The 12161-nt window shown below is 53.1% G+C and carries 10 protein-coding genes; 5 read left to right on the top strand and 5 right to left on the bottom strand.

From position 1 onward, the window contains the following. Positions 1–39: 39 nt before the first annotated feature. A complete protein-coding gene (envZ, locus tag AB3G37_RS01425; RefSeq protein WP_009635741.1) occupies positions 40–1395 on the bottom strand; it encodes a two-component system sensor histidine kinase EnvZ in 1356 nt (451 codons plus the stop codon). After that, positions 1392–2111, bottom strand: coding sequence for a two-component system response regulator OmpR (gene ompR / locus AB3G37_RS01420; protein ID WP_009635740.1), 720 nt, complete (start codon positions 2109–2111; stop codon positions 1392–1394). The genes envZ and ompR overlap by 4 nt, the downstream gene beginning before the upstream one ends. Positions 2112–2440: 329 nt before the next feature. Between ompR and greB the strand changes: the two genes are divergently transcribed. The 5 genes from greB to AB3G37_RS01395 all read left to right on the top strand — a co-directional run bounded on the left by greB (position 2441) and on the right by AB3G37_RS01395 (position 9388). Continuing rightward, on the top strand, positions 2441–2920 hold the full coding sequence (greB, locus tag AB3G37_RS01415; RefSeq protein ID WP_009635739.1) for a transcription elongation factor GreB: 480 nt from the start codon (positions 2441–2443) through the stop codon (positions 2918–2920). Between the two features lie 104 nt (positions 2921–3024). Further along, positions 3025–5370 (top strand): Tex family protein, encoded by a 2346-nt coding sequence (locus AB3G37_RS01410; protein WP_369789494.1) that lies wholly within the window; start codon positions 3025–3027, stop codon positions 5368–5370. A 374-nt stretch (positions 5371–5744) separates the two neighbouring features. Beyond that, positions 5745–6029, top strand: a complete 285-nt coding sequence (gene feoA, locus AB3G37_RS01405) for a ferrous iron transporter A (protein ID WP_009635737.1) — start codon at positions 5745–5747, stop codon at positions 6027–6029. Between the two features lie 4 nt (positions 6030–6033). Beyond that, positions 6034–8385, top strand: a complete 2352-nt coding sequence (gene feoB, locus AB3G37_RS01400; protein ID WP_369789493.1) for a Fe(2+) transporter permease subunit FeoB — start codon at positions 6034–6036, stop codon at positions 8383–8385. A 73-nt stretch (positions 8386–8458) separates the two neighbouring features. Next, positions 8459–9388: a LysR family transcriptional regulator gene (locus tag AB3G37_RS01395; RefSeq protein ID WP_369789492.1), complete on the top strand. Its 930-nt coding sequence runs from the start codon at positions 8459–8461 to the stop codon at positions 9386–9388. 102 nt (positions 9389–9490) lie between these two features. Here AB3G37_RS01395 and mdcH read toward each other — a convergent pair whose 3' ends face one another. From mdcH to AB3G37_RS01380, 3 genes are read right to left on the bottom strand one after another with little or no spacing between them, the layout of a single operon-like run. Beyond that, on the bottom strand, positions 9491–10420 hold the full coding sequence (gene mdcH / locus AB3G37_RS01390; protein ID WP_369789491.1) for a malonate decarboxylase subunit epsilon: 930 nt from the start codon (positions 10418–10420) through the stop codon (positions 9491–9493). Next, positions 10420–11058, bottom strand: coding sequence for a malonate decarboxylase holo-ACP synthase (locus AB3G37_RS01385; protein ID WP_369789490.1), 639 nt, complete (start codon positions 11056–11058; stop codon positions 10420–10422). The genes mdcH and AB3G37_RS01385 overlap by 1 nt, the downstream gene beginning before the upstream one ends. A gap of 28 nt (positions 11059–11086) precedes the next feature. Next, positions 11087–12049, bottom strand: a complete 963-nt coding sequence (locus tag AB3G37_RS01380) for an AEC family transporter (protein ID WP_369789489.1) — start codon at positions 12047–12049, stop codon at positions 11087–11089. Positions 12050–12161: the final 112 nt, after the last annotated feature.

Genomic DNA, 12161 nt, shown 5'->3' with positions numbered 1-12161 from the left:
ATAAGAGCTTTGCTCCACATTAAATGCTGGAGCAGAGTCTTAGACCGGTGATACCGGAGTCACAACAACATCTTTTGCCGCATGAGGCAGATACGCTCTAAATCGTAATCCTCCGCGTGGACTCTTGCCGATATCCAGCGAACCGGCGTGCGCATCGATAATACGCTGCACAATCGCCAAACCTAAACCGGTGCCGCTGATAGTGCGCGCACTGTCGCCACGCACAAACGGTTGGAACAAATGGGCTAACTGATCAGGTTCGATGCCCGGACCATCATCCTCAACCTGGAACCAGCTGCGATTGAGCTCGTGACCGCTGCTGACCTTGATCCAGCCATTGCCGTAACGTGCTGCATTCACCACCATGTTCACCGCTGCACGCTTAATCGACAGCGGATGCACGTTGACCAATACTTCGCCGTCTACCAGATCGGTTTCAATCTCACGCTCGTAGCCGCTTTCTGCTGCAACGACTTCACCCAGTATCGAGTTAAGGTCACAAACCTCAGTCTGCATCTCCTGCCCGGTGCGCAGATAATCAATAAATTGCTCGATGATCGCGTTGCTCTCTTCGATATCCTTATTGATAGATTCAGCCAGATAGGCATCTTCAATGCTCATCATTTCTGTCGCGAGACGGATACGGGTGAGTGGCGTGCGCAAATCGTGACTCACGCCCGCCATCAGCAGCGTTCGATCGTCTGCCAGCTGTTTGACGCCCGAAGCCATCTGATTGAACGCGCGGGTCACCGATCGCACTTCAGAAGCGCCATATTCACGCAACGGCGGCGGAATAATACCCTTCCCGACCTGCAACGCGGCGTGTTCCAGCTCAACCAAGGGTCGATTCTGGATACGGATAAACAGCCATGCGCCACCAATAGCCAGCAGCATAATTGCCAACGTATAGCGGAACAGTGGGGAGAAATCGCCCTGATGAATTTCAGTTAACGGCACGCGCACCCAGATGTCCGGTGACAACCAGGTTTTCAGCCAGACAACGGGGGTGTTTTTATTTACTTCAACGCGAACATCAGTAGGACCGCCAAGTTGCTGAGCCATTTGCTGGCTCAGGAACTCGTAGTGCTGCGCCCAGCGTAAACCACTCTCTTCGGCAGCAGAGTTGGTGTACAGCGAGATGCCCAGCTCACGGTAGATTTCACGGCGAAACGCCGGTGGCACTTCCAGCAGTGTGCCATCCTCGAGTTGCAGCTTGTCGGTCATCAGCATACGAACTTCGTAGGCCAGGACTTTATTGAACTGCTGCAAACTCGGCAGAATGGCGAAGTTCAGCACGACCAGATAGGTCGTCACCAGGCTGACAAACAGCAGGGTGACGATTAAAAGCAAAGTACGGGCAAAGGAGCTACGCGGTGAAAAGCGTATTTTCCTCATGCCTTACTGCCGTCCGGTACGAACACGTAGCCCAGACCCCAAACGGTCTGAATATAACGCGGATGCGCCGGATCTTCTTCAACCATGCGGCGAAGACGAGAAATCTGCACGTCGATAGAACGTTCCATCGCACTGTACTCACGGCCACGAGCCAGGTTCATCAGTTTGTCGCGAGACAGCGGCTCGCGAGGATGGCTCACCAGCGCTTTCAACACGGCAAATTCGCCGCTGGTCAAAGGCATAGGTTCGTCTTCACGGAACATCTCACGCGTACCGAGGTTCAGCTTGAATTTACCGAAAGAAATCACGGCTTCTTCCTGTGAAGGCGCACCCGGCAGCTCATTGGCCTGACGACGCAACACAGCGCGGATACGAGCCAGCAGCTCGCGCGGGTTGAACGGTTTTGGAATATAGTCATCGGCACCAATTTCCAGGCCCACGATGCGATCAACTTCTTCACCCTTGGCGGTCACCATAATGATCGGCATAGGGTTGCTTTGACTACGCAGGCGGCGACAGATAGACAAGCCGTCTTCACCTGGCAGCATCAGGTCAAGCACCATCAAATGGAAGGATTCACGAGTCAGTAAACGGTCCATTTGCTCAGCATTGGCAACGCTTCGTACCTGGAAGCCTTGCTCAGTCAGATAACGTTCTAAAAGTGCGCGTAAACGCATGTCATCATCTACTACCAGAATCTTGTGATTCTCTTGCATTTTCTTACTCCCAAAGGCGCTAATACCCGAAGCAGGTATTGTTAAAAAAGCCGCGACTAACCGACAGCTTTTAATGGTATATATTCTAGTCGAAATTGTAACAATGCTTATGCTTTACCCAATTTATCAATAATTTTTAACTATTTCACGCCATCTAACAGCAAAACGTGCGCCCGTTTGGGGCCTGTTCATATCTTTATGCTTTTTACACTTTTCTGCGAGCGTTCTCGACAGAGTAAAAAATCGAGTAAATCGGGGGTTTCCCTGAGCTTCCCCACTAGGTTATTCTGGCTCTATGCAGCAACTTAACGGATTAAACAAAGAAGCCGATGAAAACCAAGCTGATAACGCGTGAAGGCTACCAGAAATTAAAGGGCGAACTCGACTTTCTATGGCGCGAGGATCGTCCAGATGTCACAAAAAAGGTAACCTGGGCCGCCAGCCTCGGCGACAGAAGTGAAAATGCCGATTATCAATACAACAAAAAACGCCTGCGCGAGATCGACCGGCGAATACGTTATCTCACCAAATGCATGCAAGAGCTGCGTATCGTCGACTATTCGCCGCAGCAGGAAGGAAAGGTATTTTTCGGTGCCAGCGTCGAGATAGAAAATGATGACGGCGAGATACTGAATTTTCGCATCGTCGGCTACGATGAAATTTTTGGTCGTAAAGATTACATCTCGATTGATTCACCAATGGCCCGCGCGCTGCTGAAAAAAGAAGTGGGCGACAGCGCGGTGGTCAATACCCCGATTGGCGATGCGGTCTGGTATGTCAACCAGATAGCCTATCCTCAGGCCGAATGATCTTCCAACAGTCTCAAAACGCCAGTCTGCAAGGCTGGATGACTGGCATTTTACGTGTTCAAACCGTATAACTGTCCCCTCCTCAATAGAACTGATACGCAACTATGAATGATCAACTGAGCCGCATTATCGCGACAGAATTGCAGGTACGCCCGGAGCAGGTTGCCTCGGTCGTCCGCTTACTGGATGAAGGTAATACTGTGCCGTTTATTGCACGGTATCGTAAGGAAGTCACCGGCGGGTTGGATGATACCCAACTGCGTCAGTTGGACAGCCGTCTCGGCTATCTGCGTGAGCTGGAAGAGCGTCGCCAGACCATCCTCAAATCCATTGATGACCAAGGCAAGCTGAGCGGTGAGCTGTCTAAAGCCATTAACGGCACGCTGAGCAAAACTGAACTGGAAGATTTATATCTGCCGTTCAAACCCAAGCGCCGCACCCGTGGGCAAATTGCCGTCGAAGCCGGTCTGGAACCGCTGGCCGACTTGCTTTGGCAAGACCCATCACACGAACCTGAACAGGCGGCCGCTGCCTATGTTGATGCCGACAAGGGCGTTGCCGATACCAAAGCCGCCCTTGATGGTGCGCGATATATTCTAATGGAGCGTTTTGCCGAAGACGCAGCGCTCTTGGCCAAAGTCCGTGATTACCTGTGGAAAAATGCTCATCTGACCTCTCGCATGGTCGAGGGCAAAGAGCAGGACGGCGCTAAATTCCGTGACTATTTCGATCATCACGAGCCGTTCTCGCAGGTTCCCTCGCACCGCGCACTGGCGATGTTCCGCGGGCGCAACGAGGGCGTGCTGCAGCTGTCTCTGAATGCCGATCCGCAGTCCGACGAGCCGCCGCGAGAGAGCTATGCCGAGCAGATCATTATCGACCATCTGGGTCTGAAGCTTGACAACGCACCTGCGGATGTCTGGCGTCGTGCAGTGGTTAACTGGACTTGGCGTATAAAAGTGCTGATGCATCTCGAAACCGAGCTGATGAGCACCGTGCGCGAACGCGCCGAAGAAGAAGCGATCAACGTCTTCGCCCGCAACATGCACGACCTGCTGATGGCCGCTCCGGCAGGCATGCGCGCCACTATGGGCCTCGATCCGGGTCTGCGTACCGGCGTTAAAGTTGCCGTGGTCGACAACACCGGCAAGCTGGTGGGTATTGACACCGTTTATCCGCACACCGGTCAAGCTGCAAAAGCCGCGCAGCAGGTTGCCGCGTTGTGTATTAAACACAACGTTGAGCTGGTCGCTATCGGCAACGGCACTGCCTCGCGTGAAACCGAGCGTTTCTTTATCGAGCTGCAAAAACAGTTCCCAGACGTGAAAGCGCAAAAAGTCATTGTCAGCGAAGCTGGAGCTTCGGTTTATTCAGCCTCCGAACTTGCCGCGCTGGAATTCCCGGATCTCGACGTTTCCATTCGTGGCGCGGTATCCATTGCTCGCCGTTTACAAGATCCGCTGGCCGAGCTGGTGAAGATTGATCCAAAATCTATCGGCGTAGGCCAGTATCAGCACGATGTCAGCCAGAGCCTGTTAGCCAAAAAACTCGATGCCGTGGTGGAAGATTGCGTAAATGCCGTGGGCGTTGACCTCAATACTGCTTCAGTACCATTGCTGACGCGCGTGGCCGGCTTGACCCGTATGATGGCGCAGAACATCGTTAACTGGCGCGACGAAAATGGTCAGTTCCGCAACCGCGAACAGCTGCTGAAAGTCAGCCGTCTGGGGCCAAAAGCTTTTGAACAGTGTGCGGGCTTCCTGCGTATTAACCACGGCGATAACCCGCTGGATGCTTCGACCGTTCACCCGGAAACCTATCCGGTGGTGCAGCGCATTCTGGCAGCGACTCAGCTGGCGTTGAAAGACCTGATGGCCGATTCCAACGTGCTGCGCGGGCTGAAAGTCAGCGAGTTCACCGATGAGCGTTTTGGTGTGCCGACCGTGACCGACATTCTCAAAGAACTTGAGAAACCGGGTCACGATCCGCGTCCTGAATTCAAAACCGCGACCTTTGCAGAGGGAGTGGAAACCATGAACGACCTGACGCCGGGCATGGTGCTGGAAGGCACAGTCACCAACGTGACCAACTTCGGCGCTTTCGTCGATATCGGCGTGCATCAGGATGGTCTGGTCCATATCTCTTCATTGGCTAACAAGTTTGTCGAGGACCCGCACACCGTGGTGAAAACCGGCGATATCGTGAAAGTGAAGGTAATGGAAGTTGACCTGCAGCGTAAGCGTATTGCACTGACTATGCGCCTTGACGAGCAACCCGGCGAAGGCCCGGCTCGTCGCAGCGGAGGGCCGTCTGCTCCGGCAACCAATGCTAATAAAGGTCGCGAAGCACCAAAACGCAACGCCCCTGCGCCTTCTGGTCGCGGCAACAATAATCCGGGCAATAACGCCATGGCCGATGCCCTTGCCGCCGCCTTGGGTAAAAAACGCTAAAATACCTGCTCCCTGCCCTAATCCTTTCTCAAAGGGTTAGGGCGCTTACTCGGTTACTCGCTTCCTCGGCAAGCAGGATTAGATCAAAATAGCAGAACAAGCCACTTTTACTGGACCAGAACACGGGTTCTTGACTAGAACACCCGCCTTAAATTTCCTTATTTTGCCATTATTCCTGCCCTAACTCTGCGCTGCATCAATAAAACGTCCCCCTCGTTGGCCTAGGATGCTCACGTAACGGAACTATCCGCTGCCACACCGTTCATGATTAACGCCATTGCGGTAACAAGAATTATTAGTCTTTACATTCAGATAGTTAATTAAGTTACTTATAACCAGGCCACTTTCTGATACGGCCTTAAAGAGTCTATCCCATGCAGCTTAAACCCCAGCGCAGTTACAAAATAATCGGTTACGCCGCCGATATCAGTCCGGCGTATCGCCAGAAACTGCTGTCTCTCGGCATGCTCCCCGGCACCTGTTTCAACGTGCTGCGCGTGGCTCCGCTGGGCGATCCGCTGCAAATTGAATTACGCCGCACCAGTTTGGCTTTACGCAAAAAAGATTTACTGCTGCTCAGGATCGAACCACACGAACCGAGTGATTCACTGCATCGGCGTACGACAAACCAGCCCTCTATACCCGTCTTGCAAAGGTAACGCGATGAAACAGCTGACCATTGGGCTGATAGGCAACCCGAACTCAGGAAAAACCACACTCTTTAACCAGTTAACGGGATCACGCCAAAGAGTCGGCAACTGGGCTGGAGTCACCGTCGAGCGCAAGGAAGGCTCATTCTCGACTGCCGCGCAGGCGGTCAAGCTGGTCGATTTACCTGGCACCTATTCGCTGACCACCATTTCAAGCCAGACTTCTCTCGACGAACAAATCGCCTGCCACTACATTCTCGGCGGCGAAGCCGGAATGTTGATCAACGTGATCGACGCCTCTAATCTTGAAAGAAATCTTTATCTTACGCTGCAACTGCTAGAGCTGGGCATCCCGTGCATTGTGGTGCTGAACATGTTGGATATCGCCGAAGCGCAAAATATTACCTTAGATATCAAGGCTCTTTCCTCACGGCTCGGCTGTCCGGTTGTTGCTCTGATTGCTACTCGCACCAATGGTTTAGATGCGCTGTTGTCCGCCATAGACCAGCATCCAGAACCCATCCTGCTTCAACGTATTGATTACCCTGCCGCTTTGCTGCATGAAATGAAATATCTTGCTGAGGCAATGCCGCAAAATCTTCCCCGACAGCGGCGCGAATGGCTGGCAATCCAGATGCTCGAAGGTGATATCTACAGCGCTACACATTCAGGGGAGGCAAAAAATCGGCTCGATGAAGTCCATAAACGTCTTATAGCCAATGGCATTGCCGATCCAGCGCTAGCGATTGCCGAAGCGCGCTATAAAACCCTGACTAACCTAGGTAGCGAGGTCAGCAATACGCTTTCGAGCACGCCTCATCGTCTGACTCAACTGCTTGATAAATTTGTACTAAACCGTTTTCTTGGCGTACCCATCTTCTTGTTGGTGATGTACCTGATGTTCGTGCTGGCCATCAATATCGGCGGCGCGCTAAAGCCGCTGTTTGAAATTGGCTCGGCGACGCTGTTTGTCGATGGTATTCAGTGGCTGGGCCATGGAATGCAATTACCGACCTGGCTGACGCTATTTCTTGCCCAGGGCGTAGGTGGCGGGATAAGCACCGTAATGCCGCTGATCCCGCAAATTGGCATGATGTACCTATTTCTTTCTTTTCTTGAAGACTCCGGCTATATGGCGCGGGCAGCCTTCGTGATGGACCGCCTAATGCAGTCTCTCGGCCTGCCGGGCAAATCATTTGTGCCGCTGATTGTCGGTTTTGGCTGTAACGTGCCGTCGATTCTGGGGGCTCGCACGCTGGATGCACCTCGTGAACGGCTGATCACCGTAATGATGGCGCCGTTTATGTCATGCGGCGCACGATTGGCGATCTTTGCCGTGTTCTCGGCAGCATTCTTCGGGCAGAGCGGAGCTTCGATTGTATTCTCGCTGTATTTGCTGGGCATTGCGGTTGCAGTGCTAACCGGTCTGGTGATGAAACACACCGTGGTTCGAGGAGAGGCTTCGCCCTTTATTATGGAGCTTCCGGTCTATCACATTCCTCAAGTTAAAACGCTGCTGCTGCAAACCTGGCAACGTTTGCAAAACTTCGTCCTGCGTGCGGGTAAAGTCATTGTCATTGCCTGCATATTTATCGGCGCGCTAAACAGCTTTTCGTTTAACGGCAAGCCGGTAGATTCAATAAATGATTCCGCGCTGGCCAGCGTCAGCCGCGTGTTGACGCCAGTGCTTACGCCGATGGGTGTGCATCCCGACAATTGGCAGGCGACTGTGGGCCTGATTACCGGCGCGATGGCCAAAGAGGTAGTGGTCGGCACGCTGAACACGCTTTACACCGCCGAGCAGTTGAAAGCCGCCCCCTTTGACGCCAGCCAATATGCTCCCGTGAGCGAGCTGCGCCGTGCCGTGGATGAAACCTGGAGCAGTCTGCGAGACACCTTTAGCTTTAGCGTATTGGCAAATCCTATTGAGGCCAGCAAAGGCAACGGCGAGATGGCGGCCAGTGCCATGGGCGTGATGAGTGCCAAATTCGGCAGCGCCGTTTCCGCCTACAGTTATCTGATCTTCGTGCTGCTGTACGTGCCCTGCGTGTCAGTCATGGGGGCTATCGCCCGTGAGACCAACCGCAGTTGGATGATGTTCTCTATCCTTTGGGGCCTGAACGTCGCCTGGTCACTGGCAACACTGTTTTATCAGAGCGCAACGCTAAGCCAGCACCCGTTGCAAAGCGCAACGATTATTGCCGCAGTGCTATTGGTCAACGCGCTCATCCTCACCGGTCTTCGCTGTTCTCGCAGTCGCGGGCCGACAACATTGGCCGTTGGCGCTTTGCTCCCCTCCACAGGCGGTGGCTGCAAAGGATGTGCCGAAGGTAAAAAATGCGGCACGCGCCGAACAACGCCGTAAAAGCCTGAGATGCTCTGTCGTATACCGCCCTTAAACGCTAAGATTGAGCGGGATCGACACTCTGGAGCCAGCAATGATCGACAGTGAAATCACTTTCCGCAAGCTTGAGGTTTTCCTGGTATTTATGGAAAAGCTGAATATTGCCCGCACCGCAGAACAACTCGGTTTGAGCAGTGTCAGCGTGCATCGCGCCCTACATTCACTCGAAGAGGGACTGCGCTGTCCGCTGTTTATTCACCGCGGGCGAAATCTGCTGCCTTTACCCGCCGCTGAAACGCTGCAACAGCATGCCATACAAGTAATTGAACAAATGGAGTTGGGGATTCAGGCGGCACAGCGCACAGCCGGTTTTGGCGATAAGCGCATTCGCCTCGGTACGTTGTATTCGCTGACGCTGGAAACTATTCCACGACTGATTATGGGCCTAAAAATCCGCCGCCCCGAGCTCGAATTGGAGTTGCTGATGGGTTCCAATGAAATGCTGTTGAATCGGCTGGCCGAACAGCAGTTGGACGCAATTTTAATTTCCACCAGCGACTCGGTTATCGATGAGCATCTGTATGAAAGTCTTCCGCTGTTTATAGATGATATTTATCTGGCCTCTCCTGCCGATTCAAAGCTAGTCGTCGAAGGGCCGGTGGATTTACGCGATTTTCGCAAAGAGAAATTTATTTCGCTGGCTGAGGGATTTGCTACTTACCACGGTTTTCAGGAAGCCTTTCAAGTGGCAGATTTTGAGCCGGATATCGTCACCCGCGTCAATGATATTTTCTCGATGTTGAGTCTGGTGCAGGCAGGAATCGGCTACACATTGATTCCAGGAAGGATGAAAGGCGTTTATGCTGAAACCGTCAGGCTTATGCCGCTGGCCGAACCCTATCAGATGCGACAAACCATCTCATTAGTGTTTGCCCGCAGTCGCGAACACGATCCCAACCTACTGGCACTTGCCGCCGAAAGCCGGATGTATGCACGAGGGCACTCAATAAAAACTGTTGATTAGATAAGCTCACGATCGCCATAAACTTCAACACGATAACTGCAAATCACAGAAAAGTTGGCCTATTCCCCGTAATTAATGTTTTTTCAACTTTTTTGGCTTTCCCTAGCGCCGCTCCAGCCTCTGTGCCAGCGTACTCAACTCGCTAATCGCCGTCTGGCTGAGCGACAGTGCCAGACCTTCCGTCATTACCCGCTGGGTTAAGCCAGTCAAAATTGAGCCTGGAGGCATTTCCACCGCCAGCCTTACTTCTCGCTGGTAAGCCGCAACCATCGCGTCAAACCAGTTCACCCTGCGCGCCATATTAAAGGCCAGATCGTCGGCAATTTTCTCTGGCTGCCAGTAAACTCTTGCGCTACTGCCGCTGAGATAACCACACGTTGGGCGCTTAAGAGTCACACTGTTGAAAGCATCGGCCAGTTTCGCCGCTGGTTTATCCAACAAAACGCAGTGCGACGGCACGCTTACCGCCAATTTACGCGTCTTTTGCGCCCCGTTCTCTGCAGCCAATACGCACACCTGATGCATAGCCTCATCGCTACCGGCAATCACTAGCTGGTTTTCTGCATTAATATTGGCCAAAAAAACCGGCATCATCGGCGAATTAACCTGATCCAGCAATAGTTCAAGCTCTAACTGGCGCAAACCCACGATCGCTGACAGGCCAAATCCCTGTGGATACGCTTGCTGCATCAGCTCGCCACGCAGCGCGACCAGTTTTACCGCCGTTTCAAACTCCAACGCGCCACAAATAACCGCAGCAGGAAACGCGCCAATCGACAGCCCGCTGACAAAATCAGGCTGAACGCCTGCTGCACGCAGATGCTCAGCCCACACCACGCCGCTAATCAACAGGCAAAGCTGCACCTCACGGGTTGCGCGCAATGCTACGGCGCTGTCGAGAGTCAGAACGTCTTGCCCTAACGCTGCGTTAGCACGTGTTAGATAACTCTGGCTCAGCGCAGTAGCAGGTAATCGATGGAGCATTTCGGGGAATTGCGGCCCCTGACCGGGAAAAGTAAACAGAATTTTCATCAGTTTTTATCTTCTTCAACAGTCGGCGACCACGGGTTATCCACCAGACGAGGTCCGCAGGCAGTTTTTAACAGCACACTGCCACCCCGTAGCCATTCGCTTAGCGAAAATCCGCCCTGCGGTGTGTTGATCTGCACATCGGCTCGACACGGCAAAAGCGTTAACTGCCGATAAAAATCGCTAAACTCCTCGCGCGGCTGCGCTGTGTCACAACGGATCAGCAGGTCTAAATCGCTATCAGCGTGCATCACCGGAATATCCGTCGCCAGCGCGTAGCCACAGCTGCCGGTCACCCCCCAAACCCAAGGCAAGCGCAGGCCAATCAGTGTAATCAGTGCCTGCACCGGCTGCTGGGACACAAAGGTCGATCGCAGCAAACGGTTTGCATCGGCCACCAGTGATTCTGGCGTCACAATTCGGCTCACCTCCGCCGGGTCTATCCACGCTGCGGCGCGCTGACTGCGGCTAATCCCACGCACTCCGACAGGCAGACAATCGGAGTTGTGAATATCGCGGCGCACCACCAGCGGCAAATGCGTTTGCCAGCCGCTGGCGACCCAATCGGGCAGCACTTGCCCCTCTGCGGCAAACGGCCGCTGCTTGCTCCACACCAAATCATGAGCTCGAGGAAAATCCATTATTTTTCCTTTTATTAAAATTGATTCATCAATGCATTGAGGCGGTGAGTGAGATAAACAGCGGCAGTGTCAGAATAGCCAATATCGAGCTAATCAGCAGCGATGCCTCGGCGTCTGGTGACTGCACGCCAAAACGATTTCCGAAGACGATGCCGAAGAAACCCGCCGACAGCGCAATCATCAGGATTGCCGTCACTGCCACCTCACCGCTGATGCCAAAGGCCATTACCAGTCCCCAGGCAATAAACGGCTGGATCAGGTTCTTGGTCACACAGGATATTAGCACCGCCGCGTTGATTTTTAGCTTGCGTGCCGACAGGATCACGCCGGTCAGAAACAGCGCCGAGGCGGTGGCGGCCAGTCCCAAAGGTTTGATCGATGCCAGCACAATATCAGGCATTTTAATGCCAATAGCCGACAGTACTACCCCAAGCAGTGGTCCCCAGACGATCGGTTTTTTAATCGAACGCCACATCAATATCGGCAGCATGGTTAGTGCCGAACCGTGAGATTCACCATTGGCCCGGGCTTTTTCTCGCTCTAAAATCAGCAGACAAAAAGGCGTCATCAATACCGATCCGCAGGCAATCGACACCGCCACTGACAGCGAGGTTCCCGCCCCCTCACCTAATACACTGCCGAGAATAGGCAATCCCAGCGCGGCATAGTTCGGCAGCGCGACAGTTAGCGTCAGTACCGCCGCATCCTGCGGTGACTTTTTAAATACGCGGGTACAGAGAAAATACAATGCGCCATAGGTTATCCACATGGTCAGCACCAGTAGCAGAATCAGCGGACTCTGGCCGACAATGCCCCGCCACGGCGTCTGCACCGTGGCGGTAAACAAGGCTGCCGGTAAAGCAAAGTCCATCACAAACACGTTCAATAACGAGACATTCTGATTCTCGACCATTTTCGACTTGCCGGCAAAATAGCCGAGGATCATGATGACGAAAATAGGAGCAAGCGCGTACAAAATTACGTAGGTCATAGTGGGGTACCTGAGGTAAGAATTATTGTGAATTCCTCGGTCCACCGGCTGCGATGTTTTTATATACTTCCAGTCATACTCGGGTTAAAGCGCCTGAGACTTCATGCTGTTT

Source organism: Rouxiella sp. WC2420, from assembly GCF_041200025.1.
Lineage (GTDB): Bacteria > Pseudomonadota > Gammaproteobacteria > Enterobacterales > Enterobacteriaceae > Rouxiella.
This window is presented reverse-complemented; position numbering and strand designations above follow the sequence as displayed.

Excerpts from the sequence above, each read along its gene's own strand:
- AB3G37_RS01395 (WP_369789492.1), top strand. The coding sequence starts at position 8,459 with ATGATCGACAGTGAAATCACTTTCCGCAAGCTTGAGGTTTTCCTGGTA.
- AB3G37_RS01385 (WP_369789490.1), bottom strand. The coding sequence starts at position 11,058 with ATGGATTTTCCTCGAGCTCATGATTTGGTGTGGAGCAAGCAGCGGCCG.
- AB3G37_RS01410 (WP_369789494.1), top strand. The coding sequence starts at position 3,025 with ATGAATGATCAACTGAGCCGCATTATCGCGACAGAATTGCAGGTACGC.
- mdcH (WP_369789491.1), bottom strand. The coding sequence starts at position 10,420 with ATGAAAATTCTGTTTACTTTTCCCGGTCAGGGGCCGCAATTCCCCGAA.
- ompR (WP_009635740.1), bottom strand. The coding sequence starts at position 2,111 with ATGCAAGAGAATCACAAGATTCTGGTAGTAGATGATGACATGCGTTTA.
- AB3G37_RS01380 (WP_369789489.1), bottom strand. The coding sequence starts at position 12,049 with ATGACCTACGTAATTTTGTACGCGCTTGCTCCTATTTTCGTCATCATG.
- envZ (WP_009635741.1), bottom strand. The coding sequence starts at position 1,395 with ATGAGGAAAATACGCTTTTCACCGCGTAGCTCCTTTGCCCGTACTTTG.
- feoB (WP_369789493.1), top strand. The coding sequence starts at position 6,034 with ATGAAACAGCTGACCATTGGGCTGATAGGCAACCCGAACTCAGGAAAA.
- feoA (WP_009635737.1), top strand. The coding sequence starts at position 5,745 with ATGCAGCTTAAACCCCAGCGCAGTTACAAAATAATCGGTTACGCCGCC.
- greB (WP_009635739.1), top strand. The coding sequence starts at position 2,441 with ATGAAAACCAAGCTGATAACGCGTGAAGGCTACCAGAAATTAAAGGGC.